17 protein-coding genes are annotated in these 16961 nt (G+C 65.1%); 3 read left to right on the top strand and 14 right to left on the bottom strand.

The annotated features are described in order from the left end of the window. Window positions 1–26: 26 nt before the first annotated feature. Window positions 27–1112 (bottom strand): diguanylate cyclase, encoded by a 1086-nt coding sequence (locus AAGT95_RS09005; RefSeq protein WP_110597498.1) that lies wholly within the window; start codon window positions 1110–1112, stop codon window positions 27–29. An 85-nt stretch (window positions 1113–1197) separates the two neighbouring features. Between AAGT95_RS09005 and AAGT95_RS09010 the strand changes: the two genes are divergently transcribed. After that, on the top strand, window positions 1198–2091 hold the full coding sequence (locus tag AAGT95_RS09010; protein ID WP_342596260.1) for an NAD-dependent protein deacetylase: 894 nt from the start codon (window positions 1198–1200) through the stop codon (window positions 2089–2091). Window positions 2092–2113: 22 nt separating this feature from the next. On the opposite strand, the gene AAGT95_RS09015 is transcribed toward AAGT95_RS09010, so the two are convergent. The 9 genes from AAGT95_RS09015 to AAGT95_RS09055 all read right to left on the bottom strand — a co-directional run bounded on the left by AAGT95_RS09015 (window position 2114) and on the right by AAGT95_RS09055 (window position 10252). Then, window positions 2114–3106, bottom strand: coding sequence for an aldo/keto reductase (locus tag AAGT95_RS09015; protein ID WP_342596261.1), 993 nt, complete (start codon window positions 3104–3106; stop codon window positions 2114–2116). Window positions 3107–3193: 87 nt separating this feature from the next. Beyond that, window positions 3194–3613, bottom strand: coding sequence for a YbaY family lipoprotein (locus AAGT95_RS09020; RefSeq protein WP_110709896.1), 420 nt, complete (start codon window positions 3611–3613; stop codon window positions 3194–3196). Between the two features lie 103 nt (window positions 3614–3716). Then, complete coding sequence (locus AAGT95_RS09025; protein ID WP_110597494.1) at window positions 3717–4091, bottom strand: translation initiation factor Sui1; 375 nt, start codon at window positions 4089–4091, stop codon at window positions 3717–3719. Between the two features lie 165 nt (window positions 4092–4256). Continuing rightward, on the bottom strand, window positions 4257–4937 hold the full coding sequence (locus AAGT95_RS09030; RefSeq protein WP_110597493.1) for an HAD family hydrolase: 681 nt from the start codon (window positions 4935–4937) through the stop codon (window positions 4257–4259). A 225-nt stretch (window positions 4938–5162) separates the two neighbouring features. After that, the gene (locus AAGT95_RS09035; protein ID WP_110597492.1) at window positions 5163–6470 is read right to left on the bottom strand and encodes a TRAP transporter large permease; all 1308 of its coding nucleotides are present in this window, start codon (window positions 6468–6470) and stop codon (window positions 5163–5165) included. Next, window positions 6467–7045: a TRAP transporter small permease gene (locus AAGT95_RS09040; protein ID WP_342596262.1), complete on the bottom strand. Its 579-nt coding sequence runs from the start codon at window positions 7043–7045 to the stop codon at window positions 6467–6469. The genes AAGT95_RS09035 and AAGT95_RS09040 overlap by 4 nt, the downstream gene beginning before the upstream one ends. Before the next feature lie 10 nt (window positions 7046–7055). After that, the gene (locus tag AAGT95_RS09045) at window positions 7056–8057 is read right to left on the bottom strand and encodes a TRAP transporter substrate-binding protein (RefSeq protein WP_240612239.1); all 1002 of its coding nucleotides are present in this window, start codon (window positions 8055–8057) and stop codon (window positions 7056–7058) included. Beyond that, window positions 8054–9100 carry a substrate-binding domain-containing protein gene (locus AAGT95_RS09050; protein WP_110597490.1) on the bottom strand — a complete coding sequence of 349 codons (1047 nt, stop codon included), beginning with the start codon at window positions 9098–9100 and terminating at the stop codon, window positions 8054–8056. The genes AAGT95_RS09045 and AAGT95_RS09050 overlap by 4 nt, the downstream gene beginning before the upstream one ends. 165 nt (window positions 9101–9265) lie before the next feature. Beyond that, window positions 9266–10252, bottom strand: a complete 987-nt coding sequence (locus AAGT95_RS09055; protein WP_110597489.1) for a 2-hydroxyacid dehydrogenase — start codon at window positions 10250–10252, stop codon at window positions 9266–9268. A 240-nt stretch (window positions 10253–10492) separates the two neighbouring features. On the opposite strand from AAGT95_RS09055, the gene AAGT95_RS09060 reads away from it, so the two are divergent. Further along, window positions 10493–11764, top strand: coding sequence for an NAD(P)/FAD-dependent oxidoreductase (locus AAGT95_RS09060; protein WP_240612237.1), 1272 nt, complete (start codon window positions 10493–10495; stop codon window positions 11762–11764). A 29-nt stretch (window positions 11765–11793) separates the two neighbouring features. Here the strand turns inward: AAGT95_RS09060 and msrQ are convergent, their stop codons facing one another. The 3 genes from msrQ to AAGT95_RS09075 form a co-directional block, all read right to left on the bottom strand. Continuing rightward, window positions 11794–12432: a protein-methionine-sulfoxide reductase heme-binding subunit MsrQ gene (gene msrQ / locus AAGT95_RS09065; RefSeq protein ID WP_342596263.1), complete on the bottom strand. Its 639-nt coding sequence runs from the start codon at window positions 12430–12432 to the stop codon at window positions 11794–11796. Continuing rightward, window positions 12432–13451, bottom strand: a complete 1020-nt coding sequence (msrP, locus tag AAGT95_RS09070) for a protein-methionine-sulfoxide reductase catalytic subunit MsrP (RefSeq protein WP_342596264.1) — start codon at window positions 13449–13451, stop codon at window positions 12432–12434. The genes msrQ and msrP overlap by 1 nt, the downstream gene beginning before the upstream one ends. Before the next feature lie 167 nt (window positions 13452–13618). Beyond that, complete coding sequence (locus AAGT95_RS09075) at window positions 13619–15001, bottom strand: SLC13 family permease (protein WP_110597486.1); 1383 nt, start codon at window positions 14999–15001, stop codon at window positions 13619–13621. 104 nt (window positions 15002–15105) lie between these two features. Here AAGT95_RS09075 and AAGT95_RS09080 point away from each other — a divergent pair, with 104 nt between their 5' ends. Next, window positions 15106–15921: a sugar phosphate isomerase/epimerase family protein gene (locus AAGT95_RS09080; protein WP_342596265.1), complete on the top strand. Its 816-nt coding sequence runs from the start codon at window positions 15106–15108 to the stop codon at window positions 15919–15921. A gap of 15 nt (window positions 15922–15936) precedes the next feature. Here AAGT95_RS09080 and AAGT95_RS09085 read toward each other — a convergent pair whose 3' ends face one another. Then, complete coding sequence (locus AAGT95_RS09085; RefSeq protein WP_342596266.1) at window positions 15937–16878, bottom strand: AEC family transporter; 942 nt, start codon at window positions 16876–16878, stop codon at window positions 15937–15939. Between the last annotated feature and the right edge of the window lie 83 nt (window positions 16879–16961).

Here is a 16961-nt window from a genome sequence, read left to right on the forward strand (position 1 = left end):
TGGCGTGGGCGGGAAGAGGCTTCATTCTAGCCGAGGTCGAGCGTGGTCTGCGATGTTGGAACGCCGTCGACGCAGATCCGGTTGCGTCCGGCATGCTTGGCCGCGTAGAGCGCCTGATCTGCCTGCAGCAGCCACTGCTCGTGGTTCATCATCAGCGGGCTCTTGGCGGCCACGCCGATACTGCAGGTGGGCATCCTGAGAAGCGGCGGCGGTGGCGGGTAGCGCCCCAGCCGCTGCTGGAAATGCTGAAGCCTGGCCATGGCCTGCTCCAGGGTGGTCGACGGCATCAGCAGGCCGAACTCCTCGCCACCGTACCGGCCGAGCAGCACGTCATCGCCGAACGACTGGCGCAGCAGAGCCGCCAGCGTACGCAGTGTCTGGTCGCCGATGCCGTGGCCATGTTCGTCGTTGATGCGCTTGAAGTGGTCGAGGTCGAGCAGCGCGATGGTGGCGGGCGAATCGGTTGGCAGGTGGGTCGCCACCTGGCCCTCCCAGAAGCGGCGGTTGAACAGCCCGGTCAAGCCGTCGGCGCGGCTCAGCTCCATCAGCGTCGTCTTCTGGCGGTTGAGCTTGCGGGCCTGGAGATAGGTGATGTAGCCGATCGCGAGGGGATAGATGATGATCATCGGCAGGCTGCAGAGCAGCACGGTCGACGACGGGACGACGTTGGGGAAACCCGGCACGATCACCCACATGCCGATCGCCGCACCGGCGGCCAGCAGAGCGAAACCCCGCAGCAGCATGCGTATCCCGCCAACCGCGATATTGTCGAGGCTGATCATCGTCAACACCACCACGGAGGGAAGTACATTGAAATGCATGGCCGCCGTCCAGAAACCGCCCAGCAGACTGTCGGCGCCGAGATTCCAGCGTTCGGCATGATAGGGTGAGGCGTGATACCTCGCCCGCCAATAGGCGAGATGGGACCAGAATAGGATCTGCAGGGCCCACAGCGTCCAGACCCAGGGCGGGGTCGGCAATTCGTGGAGCGCGCTGCCAATACACAGCCCGCCAATCAGGAGACCCAGGGTCCGTGGTGCGTAGATCCGTCTAGCGAGACGGATGCCTCTCAAACGCTTTTCGACCACAGGATCCAGAGGCGTATCGGGCATATCGGAAGCCACCGGCGTTCAGGACGCCTATGTTGTGTTCATGAATGGTAGCTTTCATATCTAACATCGATCGGTGGAAAACAGTATGCCCAACGACTCAATTCCGGACGTCGCGGCGCTGGCCGATTTCGTCGAGCGCCATCCGCGGCTGTTCGTGCTGACGGGTGCCGGTGTCAGCACCGACTCCGGTATTCCCGACTATCGCGATGCGCGGGGCGACTGGAAACGGCCGCCGCCGGTCAGCCATCAGGCGTTCATGGCGAGTCATGGCGTGCGCCAGCGCTACTGGGCGCGCAGTCTGGTCGGCTTTCGTGCCCTCGCCGGGGCTCATCCGGGGCAGGCGCACCGGGCGTTGGCGACGCTGGAGCGACAGTCGCGGATCACTTCGCTGGTGACCCAGAACGTCGATGGTCTGCATCAGCGCGCCGGTGCCCGCCGCGTCATCGACCTGCACGGCCAGGCCGACGTGGTGAAGTGCATGCGCTGCGACGCGACGATGATGCGCCATGCGCTCCATGATGAGCTGGCCCGCCTCAACCCGCAGTGGTTGTCGCTGACCGCGGAGGTGGGGCCGGACGGCGATGCCGATCTCGACGGCCACGATTTTTCGACCTTCCAGGTACCCGGTTGCCATCGTTGTCATGTCGGCATTCTCAAGCCGGACGTGGTGTTCTTCGGCGACAACGTTCCCAAGCCACGGGTCGAACGGGCCTTGGCTGCCCTCGAGGCGGCGGCGGGGATGCTGGTGATCGGATCGTCGTTGATGGTCTATTCCGGGTTCCGCTTCGCTCGTCGGGCGGCCAGGGACGGCAAGCCGATGGCCTGCGTCAATCTCGGCGTCACCCGGGCCGACGAGCTGTTCGCGCTCAAGATCGCGGCGCCGATCGGACCGACGCTGATGGCACTGGTCGATGCACTGGAACGGCGGCGGGGTGGCATGATTCCGGAACGAGAGAACCCGGCCTCGGCCGGGTTCTGATGTCGCAGTTGGTGTCGGACGCTCACTGGCGCGTCGGTGGCGCCATGAACTCCGGGCCCACCGGATCCTTCACCTGTTTCGACAGAATCGCGTCGATATCCGCCATGTCCTCCTCGCTCAGCTGCCAGCCGGTAATGTCGCCCAGCGGATCGACCTGGTCCGGCTTGCGTGCGCCCCACAGCGCGACGACGTTGGGCGAACGATCCAGGATCCAGCGCACCGCCAGTGCCAGCACGCTCTTGTCGTGGCGGGTGCGAGCCAGCTCCGTCAGCGCGTCGACGGCGGCCAGATACTGGGCAAAGCGCGGTGGCTGGAACTTGGGATCCTTGTTGCGCAGATCGTCGCCGCTGAAGCGGTAGTCCGAGTGCATCTTGCCGGTGAGCAGCCCCCGACAGAGCGCGCCGTAGGTCAGCAGCGTCAGGTCGTTGTTCTCTGCGTAAGGCAGGATCTCGCCGTCGATGTCGCGCTCGAACAGGTTGTAGGGCGGCTGCAGCGTATGTAGTGGCGCCGAGCGGCGAAAGGTGTCGCACTGCTCGGGGGAGAAGTTGCTCACGCCGATCGCCCGGATCTTGCCTTCGCGGTGGAAGCGCGCCATCGCCGTGGCGGTCTCCTCGAGGTCGACCAATGGATCCGGCCAGTGAATCTGGTAGAGATCGATATGATCGGTTCGCAGTCGCCGCAGCGAGTCGTCGAGCTCCTTCTCCAGGCGTTTGGCGGTGGCGTTGCGGGCCAGGGTGTTGTCGTCGTACCACTCGAGACCGGCCTTGGTCGCCAGCACCAGCTTGTCGCGCTGGTCCGACTGGGCAACCGCCTTGCCGACGACCTCCTCCGAATGGCCGAAGCCGTACGCCGGAGCGGTATCGATCAGGTTGACGCCCCGGTCGATGGCGGCGTGGATGGTACGAATCGCGTTGGGATCGTCGGTGCCGCCCCACATGCGCCCACCCATGGCCCAGGTGCCGAGGCCGATGCGCGAGGTGACGATGTCCGTGCCCGGTAATGTCAGTGTTTCCATCCTGCCCTCCTTGGTGGCGAAGCGAAGCCCTACAGAGTGAGGCGCCAGCCCGACCGCCACAAGCCGTACCTTCGGTGGGTGGTCTCTTCAGTGCGTCGGCGCTGCGCCGGTGGTCGTGACCGGAATATCGGGTTCGGCGGCGTCACCGTCGCCGAATACCGAGACCGGTTCGGGATTCAGGTAGAGAATACGGTCGTCGTCGCGAATCTGCGCGCTGAGACGATAGAGATCGTCGTGATCGATCGCCTCGGCTGCGTACTGCAGCGTGACTGGAATCGGCAGTCGCCCCAGCTGTTCGTAGCGACTGCTGGCCAGGACGTCGCCGGTGGAAATGTCCTTCAGCTGAACCTCCAGTACCGCGGATTCGGGCAACGTGACCGGCTTGTCGGCAACCACGCGAGCCGCCAGCGTGTCGAACTGGGGGCCGCTGGCGCAGCCTGCCAGCATCCCGAGTGCCAGTGCGGCAGTGCCGAGTCGGAGCGAGCGTGAAGCGTTGGACGAGAACATCGAATCCCCTCGAAGATTGAGCGTTGAAGCGTGCGATAAGGGTGGGACAAGGGAACACGGCCTAAATTCCACGCGCCGGACAAGGTGCCGGAGTCCCTCGGGCTCACCCCCCGGCGAGCTTGACCTTGTAGCCTCGCGATTCCAGCTCGCGCTTGAGTACGTCGCGATGGTCGCCCTGGATCTCGATCACCCCATCCTTGATCGCACCGCCCGTCCCGCAGCGTTTCTTGAGCGTCTTGGCCAGCATCTTCAGCGCTTCGCTGTCCAGCGGCACGCCTTGAATCGTCGTCACACCCTTGCCCTTGCGGCCGCTGGTCTCGCGCCGGATACGAACGATGCCGTCGAGCGCGGCGATCCGTTCGGCCTCCTCCCGGGCCCGGCATTCGCACTCGGCGACAGGCCGACGGCAGTCGGGACAGGTCTCGCCATGTTCGGTCGAATAGACCAGGCCACGCAGTTGATCCTGTAACGAAGGCATGAAAACTCCGATAAGACGTGAAAAACACATGATAACGCGGCCATCCGGCCGGTAACGAGCGATCCGAAACGATCGCGGCCCGAGCCAGGGGCTCGGGCCGCGATCATCGCCGTAGGCGGTGGAACCTCCAGTAGTGGCCGTCGCCGAGTGCGCTTGGTCGAGCCGCTAGAGGTTGCCGACCGCGAGGGCCGGGATCAACTTGTCGATCACCGCCGGCAATTCGCGCATGTCGCGAATTTCGATGGCCTCTGACGGGGAGGGCTCGAGGTCGGGGAAGCGATTGATATGGACGACCCGCATGCCCGCGGCCAGCGCGGCGCGGACGCCCACCTGGGCATCGTCGATCACGATGCAGTCGGCGGGTTCGAAGCCCATGTCGCGGCCGGCATGCAGGAACAGGCCCGGTGCCGGCTTCCAGCTGCCCACGGTGTAGGCGCTGTAGATATGATCGCCGAAGAAGCCACGCAATCCGGTGCTGTCCAGCGCTCGCCGAATCTTGGCCTCGGGCCCGTTGGACGCGACGCAGCGCGGCAGGGCTCCGAGCGCGTCGAGCGCTTCCGGTACGCCAGCGATGGGCACGAGCTCGTCGACCATGCGCTCGTGCATCTCCTGGCGCATCGCCGTCTCGATTCGCTGGCGAACGGAATCCTCGAGGCGTCCGTGCAGTCGTTCCAGATGGGAGACGATGCTGGCGAAACGCGCGCCACGAAATTCCGTCAGATAGTCATTGGGCTGGAAGGGTAGGCCCGCCTGATTGAGATACTTCGCCATGATCTCGGCGAGGAGGGGTTCGCTGTCGACCAGAGTGCCGTCGCAATCGAAAAGCAGGCAGAGGGGATCGGGCATGGTGGGTCGCCTCGAGGGCGCTGTCAGTGGATGTGACGCCGGCCTTGGGTGAAACTGGCCGCTGCGGTTGACTCCAGTTCTCTGATTATCGGCCCCGTGATCGAAGACTGTAGGATTACGGAACACTGTTTTTAATCTATCTTGCAACTTTAGTCGCCCCGGCTGGAAATCACAAGCCGGAGCGAACGAGTCCCCAGAAATTGCACACTTTTTGATCGCCCTGTCTCAGCCCGCGTCCGGGCCGAAAGTCTGGGGTAGGTAGAGGACCAGGTCTGGGAAGGCGATCAGCAGGCCGATCACCACCAGCATCACCAGCAGATAGACCATCGTGGTACCCAGTGCCTTGAGCAGGGGGATGCCGCCGATCTTGGCCGAGATCATCAGGCACAGGCCGTAGGGCGGCGTGATCAGGCCAAGGCCGAGCGCCATGACGCTGATCACGCCGAACTGCAGCGGATCGACGCCCGCCTGGGCCGCCAGCGGTTGGAAGATCGGGGCCAGAATCGCCATCGCCGGCAGCGAATCCATGAAGGTGCCGACCAGCAGCATGACGATGGTGGCGATGATCAGCAGGGTGGTCGGGTCGGTGATCTCGACGCCAGCCATCAGTTGCGGCGGGATGCGGTAGAAGCTGATCAGGTAGCCGAAGATCGCGGCGCCCACCAGGCTGAACAGCGACAGCGAGCAGAGCCGGACGGTGTCGGTCGAGGCGTCCAGCACGCTCTTGAAGGTCAGCTCGCGGTAGACGATGGAACCCAGCAGCAGGGCATAGAGCACCGCCATCACCGCCGCCTCGGTTGGCGTGACGATACCGAGGGTAATGCCACCGATGATCAGCACCGGGATGCCAGCGGCGAGCAGGCCATCCTTGCCCGAACTGGCCAGTTGCTTGAGCGTGGCCCGCTTGCGCGTCGGCACGTCGTAGCGGCGCACGTAGCCCAGGTTGAGCAGCAGTTGTGCCACCGCGATCAGGACCCCGGGAACGATGCCCCCCAGGAACAGGCCGGCGATCGAGGTGCTGGTCAGCGCGCCCCAGACGATCATGTTGATCGACGGCGGAATGATGATGCCCATCACCGACGAGGCCGCGGTGACCGCGACACTGAAATGGGTCGGGTAGCCCTCTTTCTTCATCGCCGGGATCAGCACCGTACCGATGCCGGCACTGTCCGCCGTCGAGGATCCCGAAACCCCGGCGAACAGCATGCTCACCAGTACGTTGACATGGGCCAGTGCCCCTTTGACGTGGCCGACCAGATTGAGACACAGCGTGATCAGGCGATCGGTGATCCGGGCCGCATTCATCAGGTTGCCGGCGAGCAGGAACAGCGGGACCGCCAGCAGCACGAACGAATCCATGCCGTAGTACATGCGCTGGAACATGATCCAGGGGACGAGACGTGGGTCGAGCACGATGATCGAGAATGACGTCAGCACCAGCGACATGGCGATGGGGACGCCGAGAATGATGAATACGCCGAGCAGCACGAACAGGAGCCACGGCAGCAGGGGTAACCAGTCGGTGGGCATCATGATCGGTTCTCCGGGGTATCGAGTGTCTGCGTCGGGGGGGCGGCCCCCAGCTCATCTATCTCGGAAGGGGTGTCCAGCTCGCGTTCCATGGCGTCGACGCCGTGGCGCATCGTCAACAGCAGGCGCTGCAGACTGAACAGCACGATCAGCACGCCGCTGACGAAGAAGGTCGAATAGGTCACCACCATCGGCAACTGCGAGGCGCTGGCGATGCGGTCGAAGCCGGAGAGCAGGAAGCCGAAGCCGAAGACGACGAAGATCATGCCCACCAGCAGACAGGCGACGTCGCGAATCACTCGCGTTATCCGGTCCGGTCGGGAACCGCGCGGAAATGCCTCGAGCACGAAGTGGTCGGCATGCAGCACCCCGATCGAGGTGCCCAGCATGATCATCCACTGGAAGGCGAAACGGCTCATCTCCTCGGTCCAGTAGAGTCGCGGCATGAAGCCCAGATTGCGGCTCGCGATCTGATAGACGATCAGCACGATGAAGCTGGCCAGCAGCAGCAGCAACACGCCATTGAGGAAGCGCTCCAACTGACGGTTGACGCGGCCCAGGGTCATTGCGAATGCCATGAGGTGCTCCTCAATCCGTGTTGATGATGAGTTCGTAAAGATCGCGTAGCCCCATGTCGTCGATGACCCGCCCCAGCGGTTCGGCGACGATCTGCTGCATGCGCTGGCGGTCCATGGGATAGAAAGTGGCACCTTCCTCTTTCAGCTTGTCGCGGGACTCCTTGTCGAGCCGGATCTGCAGGTTGCGCGCGTACTGCTCGCTCTCGTCGGCAGCCGCCTGCACCGCCTGCCGCTGGTCCGGTGTCAGCGACTCCCAGGTGTCGTCGGAGATCGTCAGCAAGCGTACGGTGATGTCGTGCTCGGAGAGCCCGATATAGGGCGCGACCTCGTGGAAGCGCATGCGGTAGATCCACTCCGCTTCGTTGAGCAGGCCGTCGATGGCGCCGAGCTGCAGGCCGGTGTAGATCTCCTTGTAGGCCATCACCGTCGGCTGGGTGCCCAGCGCCGCCCAGGCGGTGATGACCGGACGGGTCGGATTGGTGCGCAGCTTCATGCCCTGGAGCGCATCGAGATTCTCGAGCGGTCGCGTGCTGACGATCTGGCGCGTGCTCCCGCCGTAGTAGGCAAGCACCTTGACCCCGGTCTCCTCTTCGATACGCCGGGCGATTTCCCGGCCCGGCTCGCCATCCAGCACGTGACGCCAGTGGTCGAGATCGCGATACAGGAAGGGAATCGAGAAGATGGTGGCGGTGTGCGAGAACTCCGAGATCAGGCCCGGATTGACGATCGAGAGGTCCAGCGCGCCCGCGGTCTGCTGCTCGAACATCTCGGTTTCGTGACCCAGCACCGAGTTGCTGTAGATACTGACCGTCAGGTCACCGCCGGTCTTCTCCTCCAGCAGCTGCTTGAAGCGCTCCGCACTGAGGTGATAGGCGGTATCCTCGGTGGCGCCATGGCCGAAGATCAGCTCGCGAGCCTGGGCGGCGGGAACGATGGCGACGAGCGCCGTCAGCGCCATTGTCGTCAGCAGAACGGTGGCTAACCCGCGAAAGGCCGGGGGGCGATGGTTCATGTCGACTCCTGCGTGACAGCGGATGAAATTCGGGAACTGGCGCGAATCACCAGGGGGGCCTCGAGCACGATGCGCTGTCGCTCGCCTTCGGGATGGGCTATTCGCTGTATGGCCAGTTCGGCAGCGTTCCGGCCGATCGCGCGAGGATGCGTCGCGATGCTGCTCAGCGCGGGCTCGGCGAGGGCGGCTTCCTCGATGTCGTCGACGCCGATCACCGCGCAATCCCGTCCCGCGTGAAGCCCGAGATGCGACAGCGCCAGCAGGGCGCCGAGCGCGACCAGGTCGTTGTGGCAGATCAGTGCGGTAGGCGCAGTGTCGCCGCGCAGCAGCGCCAGGGCTCGCTCGCGTCCCGCGCAACGGGTCAAGGGTCCGCGGTCGACGCTCGCCAGCTCGTCGAGACCGGCTTCGTGCATGGCGTGTCGATAGCCCGCGAGGCGCTCCCGATCGGCGGAGTGATCGGCAATGCCCGCGAGCAGCGTGATGCGGCGGTGTCCCTGAGTGACGAGATGACGGACGGCATTGATGACGCCGGCGCGGAGGTCGGCACCGACATAGTCTCCGAGCGGCGATTGGCCGACGTGGCGCATGACCTCGATACAAGGCATGCCCCAGTCGGCGATCGCCTCGATCGAAGACGCCGGCGTCTCTTCTGCCGGGCATAACAGCAAGGCGTCGACGCGATGCTCACGCATGCGAGCGAGAAAACGCGCCTGACGATCCAGGCTGTCGCCGCTGCTGGCCAGAAAGGGGATGTAGTCGGCGGCCTGTAGGGTTTCGTCGATCCCCGCCATCAAGGCACCGAAGAACGGGTTGGCGATATCGTGGACAACGACGCCGACGGTGGCGGTGCGCGAGCTTCTCAAGGTCGCCGCGCCGCGATTGTAGACGTAGCCCAGCGCGACGGCGGCTTCCTGCACCCGCTTGCGGGTTGCCCCCGCCACCAGTTCACTCTCTTGCATCACCAGCGATACGGTCGAGCGAGACACGCCAGCATGGGCAGCGATGTCCTTGAGCGTCACGCGAGTTCGAGCAGTGGATACCATCGTGGCCCCGTTTTTGGATCGATCCAAAAGTGTCGGAAAGACTAGTGCGCCACGACGATGTCGCCTATCCCCCTTTGGTGGTATATCGCCTTACCGGCAGTCGGGATCCCCGATGGAAAGCCCCGGTCGAATAGTCGAGGCGCCATCGAGAACGTGGTCGTGAGGTCAGTCGAAGCGGCCTGCCCAGGCTTCCTCGTTGAACGGGCTGAGCGGACGCTTGCCATCCAGCGCCAGCATGATGTTGTCCACGGCACGCTGCGCCATCGCCGTGCGCGTCTCATGGGTGGCGGAGCCGATATGCGGCAGGGCGACGACATTGGACATCCTGGGCAGCGGAGAGTCCGCCTGCAGCGGTTCCTGTTCGAACACGTCGAGACCGGCGCCACGGATCTGGCCGCTGGTCAGGGCATCGATCAGCGCCGCCTCATCGACCACCTGACCGCGGGAGATATTGATGAAAATGGCGCTTTCGCGCATCAGCCCGAACTCGCGGGCGCCGATGAGCTGGCGGGTCTCCGGGGTCAGCGGCACGATCGCGCAGACGAAATCGGATTGCTGCAGCAGTTCGTCCAGCTCGCAGTGGCGGGCGCCCAGTTCCGCCTCCAGCGCCGGCTTGGGCGAAGCGTTGGAGTAGAGAATCTTCATGCCGAAGCCGAGGGCGCCGCGGCGAGCCACGGCCTGGCCGATGCGACCGAAACCGACCATGCCCAGCGTCTTGCCATGGACGTCGCTGCCGAACTGCTCGGGCCCGATGCTCGCTTTCCAGTCACCGCGCTTGACGAATTCGGCCAGCTCTACCACCCGCCGAGCGGTCGACATGATCAGCGAGAAGCCGGTATCGGCGGTGGTCTCGGTGAGCACGTCCGGGGTATTGCAGAGCAGAATGCCGCGCCGGGTCAGCTCATCGACCGGGTAGTTGTCCACTCCCACCGAGATACTGGCGACCGCCTCCAGGTTGGGGGCGGCGTCGAGCAGTGCCGGCGTCAGGGTGACCCCGGCACCGATCAGACCGTGGGCCTCGCCCAGGGCTTCGCGAAACGCCGGATCGTCGGGCGACTCGAGCTTGCCGAAGTAGTCGACGTGAAAGCGTTCGCGTAGCTGCTCGAGTTGCTGGTCGTTGAGGCGGCGGTACGCCAGGATGCGCTTGCTCATGAAAGACTCTCCGGCTGAAGGATGGATGATGTCCACGGGCGACGATGTCGATGTCTGCCACGGTGGGGGACGGACGAGCTTACCGACAAATCCGGCTCCCCGAGGCGGCGCTTCGACGAAAGTCTAGACCAGTGAGCCAGGGGAGGCGGGACCGGGAGTGTGGCCGAAAGCCTTGAGCGGCGTCGCCTGGAGGCATCGAAGTGGGGTTGACGGGTGGCGCTGGCGACGGAACGTTGTAATGTGGAAGCACTGTTGGTGATGACGCGAGGCGTGGTGATGCAAGCGGATGTTCTGGTGCTGGGGGCTGGCATGATCGGCGTGTCGACGGCGCTGCAGTTGCAGCGCCGTGGCAGGCAGGTGGCGTTGATCGATCGGCGGGCGCCGGGGGAGGAGACTTCCTATGGCAACGCCGGACTGATTCAGCGCGAGGCCGTCGAGCCCTACCCGTTTCCCCACGACAGCCGCATGATCTTCAAGGTCATGCGCAAGGGCGGCATCGACGTCAACTATCACCCGCTGGCGCTGCCCAGGCTGGCTTCGCCGCTGGCGCAGTACTGGTGGTGGTCGTCGCCGTCTCGCTACGCCCGGGTCGCACGTGAATACAGCCGGCTGATCGAGCACTGCCTGAGCGAGCACGATAGCCTGATTCGAGAGGCGGGTGCCGATGCGCTGGTGCGCCAGACCGGCTGGCGCACGGCGTTTCGGACACCGAGCGCCATGGCCCAGGGCATCGCGCACGCCGAACGGCTGCAGCGGGAATATGGCGTCGAGCATACGGTCGTCGACGGCGCCGAGCTCGGTCGGTTGGAACCGGGGCTGAGACATCCCATGGCTGGGGCGGTGCACTGGACCCAACCCTGGTCGGTACGCGATCCCGGTGCCCTAGTCGCCAGTTATGCCGACCTTTTCCGGCAGCGTGGCGGCCATTTCGTCAACGGTGACGCGACGACGCTGGCGCAACACGGTAAGGGCTGGCGCGTTACCACCCAGGACGGTGTGATCGATGCCGAACAGGCGGTCATTGCGCTCGGTCCCTGGGCGGATACGCTGACCCGGCGGCTGGGGTATCGCCTGCCGCTGTTCGTCAAGCGCGGTTATCATCGCCACTACACGATGCGGAAGCCGCTCAGCATGGCGATGCTGGATGCGGAAAACGGCATCATGCTGGCGCCGATGAACCGCGGGCTGCGCATCACCACGGGCGCCGAATTCGCACGTCTGGATGCCCGCGCCACCCCGCTGCAGTCCGGCAGGGCCGAGGTCGCGGCGCGCCAGATTCTCGAGCTCGGCGAGGCGGTCGAAGCCGCCTCCTGGCTGGGGGCTCGCCCCTGCACCAGCGACATGAAACCGATCATCGGCCCGGCGCCAAGACACCCGGGGCTGTGGCTGCACTTCGGGCACGCCCATCAGGGCTTCACCCTGGGGCCGGCATCCGGGCGGCTGCTGGCGGAAATGATCTGCGGCGAGACACCCTATGTCGACCCCGCGCCCTACGCCGCGACGCGGTTCTGAGCGCAGGCCGCAAGCGTACACCCAAGAGGTCAGGCGTGCGCGCGGTGGGGTCGCTTGATCAACTGGCGGAATTTCGGCAACTGCCGGGCGATGGGCGGAATGCGCAGAATCATCAGCAGCGCGCCGACAGCGGCATAGAGGCTCCACTGCTCCAGGTCGGCCCGAACCACCCACAGGAAGTGCAAAAGCCCCAGGCCTAGCACCAGATAGACGATCTTGTGGAGGGTCTTCCAGCGCTTGCCGAGCTTGCGCATCGACCATTTGTTGGAGGTCACGCCCATCACGATCAGCCCGGCGAGGGCGAGCATGCCGACGATGATGTAGGGACGGCGAACGATCTCGCTGCCGAGGCGTGACAGATCCAGGCCGAGAATGAAGACGGCATAGCAGAACAGGTGGAGCACGGCGTAGGCGAGCGTCCACAGGCCGAGCTGGCGCCGGATCAGGGTGAAGCCTTTCCAGCGCGTCAACTTGGTCAGCGGCGTCAGGGAGAGAGTCAGCAGCAGCATCCACAGAATGCCCTGACCGATGTTGAGCAGCAGGTATCTCCCCGGCTCCGGCCCGGCCGCGTTGATCGCGACCTGGTAACTCCACCAGCCCAGCGGCGCCAGCGCGGCGATGAACACCACGATGCGCCAGAGCGTCAGCGTATAGCGCGGCATCGCCATCAGAAGTTCTTCCTCAGATCCATGCCCTGATAGAGGCTCGCGACCTCGTCGGCGTAGCCGTTGAACATGCGGGTATCGATGATGTTGGGATTGAACAGGCTGTTGGGCAGCCGGCGCTCGGTGGCCTGGCTCCAGCGCGGATGATCCACCTGCGGATTGACGTTGGCGTAGAAGCCGTACTCGTCAGGGGCAATCGCCTGCCAGGAGTTGACCGGCTGCTGCTCGACCAGCGAGATGCGCACGATCGACTTGATGCTCTTGAAGCCGTATTTCCACGGCACGATCAGGCGGAAGGGCGCGCCGTTCTGATTGGGCAGCTCGCGGCCATACATGCCAAGGCCGAGAATCGCCAGCGGATGCATCGCCTCGTCCATGCGCAGGCCTTCGGTGTAGGGCCAGTCGATCAGCGCGAACGAGGAGTTCTGCCCCGGCATCTGCTCCGGTGCGACCAGGGTCTCGAACTTGACGTACTTGGCTTTCGAGGTCGGCTCGGCACGCTGGATCACGTCACCCAGCGGAATGCCCAGCCACGGGATCACCATCGACCACGCCTCGACGCAGCGCAGCCGGTAGATGCGCTCCTGCAGTCGAGAGGGCTTGACGATATCCTCGAGGGCGAAGCGCCCGCCGTTGTTGACCTCGCCGTCGATCACCACGCTCCACGGCTGGGTCTTGAGCGAGTCGGCATTGCGGGCAGGGTCGCTCTTGCCGGTGCCGAACTCGTAGAAATTGTTGTAGTGGGTGGCGTCTTCGAAGGGCGTCAGCTTGTCCAGTTTCGGGTCGGCGGGGACCACGCTGTCCCACTCGGCATTCTCGAGCTTGGGGCCGAACCAGTCCGGCGGATTGCCGGCCGGTACGTCCTGGTAGTCGGAAGCGGCGGCCTGGGCGCGACCGGCCAGCGCCAGCCCCGCACCGACGCCGATCACGCCGCCCATGAAGCGGCGACGCGAGAGATAGACCGATTCCGGGGTGACGTCCGATTCGCGCAGGTCGCCGGGCTTGGCAATCTTGATCAACATGATGAGTCTCCAACCGCCAACAGTGGCATGTCGTGGATACGCTGGCAGCGCGCGGCTGGATGCGTACCGCTTCACTCGCCGCGCGCCGCGAGTTGCAGCTCGCGTCTCGTATGACGTTCAGTCTAGGTGATCTATTCCCGGCTCCGGAGCAAAAAATCGCGGCCCGCTCAGATCACGCCCAGCCAGCGCCACCAGCCGAAGTCGAGCGGCCACAGCAGCACGATGGTGATCAGTGCCAGCGGCACCGTGATCCGCATGGCCTGACGAATGGTCACGCCGGAGGTGAGCAGGCCGATGATCAGGGGTGGCGACTGATAGGGGAATACCACGGTCGAGAAGCCGATCACCTGGGACATCACCACGGCCGATGGCGACCATCCGGTGACGTCGGCCAGCTGCGGCGCCAGGGGTGTCATCACCGCGGGCACGCCGGGTAGCGTGACCAGCATGCCCAGTATCGTGGCGATCACGGCGAGCCAGGTGAAGTTACCGGCGGTCGATTGCGGTGACAGCGGCAGCACGTCGAGCAGCCGACCGGCGATCGCCTCGCCCAGCCCGCTCTGATGCGCCAGCGCCCCTAGGCTGACGATCCCCGCCACGTAGATGAATGGCTCGAGATTCATCTGCTGGAGGGGACGGGCCGGCAGCAGGCCACTACCGGGGAACAGGCAGGCCAGGGCCACCAGCATGCCGATCCAGGCCGGAGAAATGCCGTGCCAGGCATCGGTCATCCACATCAGCACGGCAAAGCCCAGCAGCACGCCCATCAGGTTGCCGCCGCGCCCCAGCCGGGAAGGTGCCTCGGCCGTGAACGGTGACGGTGGCGCCGCGCGGAACTGCCACAGGATCAACGCCATGATCAGTGCCCACTTGAGCAGCCCCAGCACGGGAAAGTGCAGCAGCAGGTATTCGCCGTAGCTGGGCGAATACCCGAGAACCGCTTCGCTGGCGCCCATCAGCACATTGTTGGGCACGTTGGCCGGCAGGATCGTGAAGGTGGGCAGAAAGCTCGACATGATGCCGCTGAGCAGGATGCCGATGCGGCCTGGATCGCCCGGCGCGTAGCCGAAGCGGTCGACCAGCATCAGCAGGATCGGCACCAGCAGCACGATCCGGCCCATCGCCGACGGCATGAAGAACGACGCGATCAATCCTAGCAGACCGATCCCCACGACCGCCTGTGGATAACCCGAGGCGAGGTGGGGGCCGATCCTCGCAGCGACGCGCTCACCCAGGCCGGTGTGATTGATCGCGGCGCCGATCACCATGCCCGAGAACACCAGCCAGGTCGCAGCCGACTCGAAACCGGCGAATGCCGTCGAGGCCGGGGCCACCTTGGCCACGGTGCACAGGGTGAAGAAGATCAGTGCGGTCAGCCATTGCGGCAGCCAGCCGGTGGCCCACAGGCCGATGCAGAGCACCACGACGATACCGGCCTGCAGTACCGAGCCGTCGGCGCTTCCCAGCAACAGCCAGCCCAGGGCGCCCAGCAGGGCCAGTAACGACACGCCCTGACGCCAGGGAGGAGCGGTAACCGAGGAGGAGATCATGGCGGTTCCAGAAACGAGCGAGGCGGCAGTATACCAGCGCCTCGAGAGGGTGGCGGATCGACTACGCTAAGCGGGGGGCCGTCTGGCAACGATCGGGAGGAGAGATGACGACGGGAGCGATGGCGACGCTCTGCCTGAGTGGCGAGTTGATGAACAAGCTCGAGGCGATCGCGCGGGCCGGGTTCGATGGCGTGGAGATTTTCGTCGACGACCTGCGGTCGAGCGGGCTGTCGCCGCGGCTCGTCGGCGATCGCTGCCGCGAACTCGGCTTGACGGTCGTGGCGCTGCAGCCCTTTCGCGATGCCGAGGCGCTACCGCCCGAGCTGCATCGAAAGAGGCTGGACCAGGCCAAGCGCCACTTCGATACCCTGGCCGAACTCGGTGGGGACTTTCTGCTTGCCTGCAGCAACACGCGGGAGGAGGCCGATCACGATCATGGCCGGGCAGCCGAAACCCTGCACGAACTGGCCGAGCTGGCTGCCGCAAGAGAGATGCGGATCGGGTTCGAGGCGCTGGCCTGGGCTCGCCATCTCTTCGATTATCGCGATGCCTGGAAGATCGTCCGTCAGGCGGATCATCCGGCGCTCTCCATCGTGCTCGACAGCTATCACATTCTTGCCCGGGAGCTGGAACTGGAAACCCTCGCCACGATCCCGGGCGACCGGATCGGCCTGGTGCAGCTGGCCGACTCGCCGTGGCCGCGAGGGCAGGACCTGCAGGCGCTGAGTCGCCATCGACGCGCCTTCCCCGGCGACGGCGAGCTGCCCATCGACGCCTTCATGACCGCACTGGAACGGACCGGTTACTCGGGGCCGCTGTCACTGGAAATCTTCAGCGACACGCTCGATGTCACGCCGACGGGCATGGCTGCCCTGCAGGGCAAGCAGGCGCTGGAGTCGCTGCGCTCCCCGAGGGGCTAGGTGAGCGGGCTCGCGCTAGACGAACCACAGATGGCTCAGCCAGATACCCAGCGCCAGCGTCAGTGCAGAGAGTATCGTCGCCATCACCATCGCCGCCGTACCCAGCTCGCCGAAGCCGTAGCGCTGGCCAAGCAGCGGGTACATCGAGAGCATCGGCGCACAGGCGAAAACGATGGCGGCGGTGGCGAAGACCGGATCGAGCCCCGGGACCAGCAGTATCATCAGCAGCACGCAGAGTGGGTGCAGGGTGAGCTTGGCGAGCGCGACTCGGGTCACGCGCTTGACCATGCCGCGCACGCGCAGGCCGCACAGCGTGCCGCCGATCACGAACAGCGCCACCGGTGACGATGACGCGGCGAGCATCTCCAGCACCCGGGCGATCGGTGCCGGCGGATGCAGGTCCAGCGAGGCGAGCAGCGTGCCCACGGCGATGGCGATGATCAGGGGGTGGCGCAGAACGCGCACGACCACCGGTTTCACCGTCTCCCAAATGCCGCTGCGGGCCTGACGGCCGAGCTCGGCGAGCACCAGCGCCGTGGGAATCACCAGCAGGTTCTCGATCAGCATGTTCAGCGCCAGGGCGATACCCGCCGCGGGGCCGATGACCAGCACCGCCACCGGATAACCGATGAAACCGCTGTTGGAGGCCGAGGTGCCGAGTGCATACATCGCCCGGCGCTCCAGCGGCGCGTTGCCGCGCAGCGTCACCAGCAGGAAGGTGATGGCGAAGGCGAGCCCGGAACCGAGCCCATAGACGAGCAGGTAGGGTACGTTGAAGACTTCGTCCAGCGGGCGCTGCAGCAGTGCCTGGATCACCAGCGCGGGCAGGGCGATGTTGATCACGTAGCGGCCCATGCCCTGGATGTGCGTCTTGTTCACGGCCCGCTTGAGCACGGCCAGGTAGCCGATGCCCAGCAGGATGAAGATGGGGATGATGGCGCCGAGGATGGTATTCACGAGGCTCTGATCACTACGAATTAGACTTAAGTCTAGTAGCATGAGCGTCGGACGGGCCACCGGCAAGTGGATTCACTCGAGGG

The organism is Salinicola lusitanus (genome assembly GCF_038648475.1).
GTDB classification, from domain to species: Bacteria; Pseudomonadota; Gammaproteobacteria; order Pseudomonadales; family Halomonadaceae; genus Salinicola; species Salinicola lusitanus.

What these genes read in the sequence shown, in the direction of transcription:
- AAGT95_RS09040 (WP_342596262.1), bottom strand. Translation starts at nt 7,045, where the DNA reads ATGGCATTCGCAATGACCCTGGGCCGCGTCAACCGTCAGTTGGAGCGC.
- AAGT95_RS09055 (WP_110597489.1), bottom strand. Translation starts at nt 10,252, where the DNA reads ATGAGCAAGCGCATCCTGGCGTACCGCCGCCTCAACGACCAGCAACTC.
- AAGT95_RS09030 (WP_110597493.1), bottom strand. Translation starts at nt 4,937, where the DNA reads ATGCCCGATCCCCTCTGCCTGCTTTTCGATTGCGACGGCACTCTGGTC.
- AAGT95_RS09025 (WP_110597494.1), bottom strand. Translation starts at nt 4,091, where the DNA reads ATGCCTTCGTTACAGGATCAACTGCGTGGCCTGGTCTATTCGACCGAA.
- AAGT95_RS09015 (WP_342596261.1), bottom strand. Translation starts at nt 3,106, where the DNA reads ATGGAAACACTGACATTACCGGGCACGGACATCGTCACCTCGCGCATC.
- AAGT95_RS09005 (WP_110597498.1), bottom strand. Translation starts at nt 1,112, where the DNA reads ATGCCCGATACGCCTCTGGATCCTGTGGTCGAAAAGCGTTTGAGAGGC.
- AAGT95_RS09035 (WP_110597492.1), bottom strand. Translation starts at nt 6,470, where the DNA reads ATGATGCCCACCGACTGGTTACCCCTGCTGCCGTGGCTCCTGTTCGTG.
- msrP (WP_342596264.1), bottom strand. Translation starts at nt 13,451, where the DNA reads ATGTTGATCAAGATTGCCAAGCCCGGCGACCTGCGCGAATCGGACGTC.
- AAGT95_RS09010 (WP_342596260.1), top strand. Translation starts at nt 1,198, where the DNA reads ATGCCCAACGACTCAATTCCGGACGTCGCGGCGCTGGCCGATTTCGTC.
- AAGT95_RS09075 (WP_110597486.1), bottom strand. Translation starts at nt 15,001, where the DNA reads ATGATCTCCTCCTCGGTTACCGCTCCTCCCTGGCGTCAGGGCGTGTCG.
- AAGT95_RS09050 (WP_110597490.1), bottom strand. Translation starts at nt 9,100, where the DNA reads ATGGTATCCACTGCTCGAACTCGCGTGACGCTCAAGGACATCGCTGCC.
- AAGT95_RS09080 (WP_342596265.1), top strand. Translation starts at nt 15,106, where the DNA reads ATGACGACGGGAGCGATGGCGACGCTCTGCCTGAGTGGCGAGTTGATG.
- msrQ (WP_342596263.1), bottom strand. Translation starts at nt 12,432, where the DNA reads ATGGCGATGCCGCGCTATACGCTGACGCTCTGGCGCATCGTGGTGTTC.
- AAGT95_RS09020 (WP_110709896.1), bottom strand. Translation starts at nt 3,613, where the DNA reads ATGTTCTCGTCCAACGCTTCACGCTCGCTCCGACTCGGCACTGCCGCA.
- AAGT95_RS09045 (WP_240612239.1), bottom strand. Translation starts at nt 8,057, where the DNA reads ATGAACCATCGCCCCCCGGCCTTTCGCGGGTTAGCCACCGTTCTGCTG.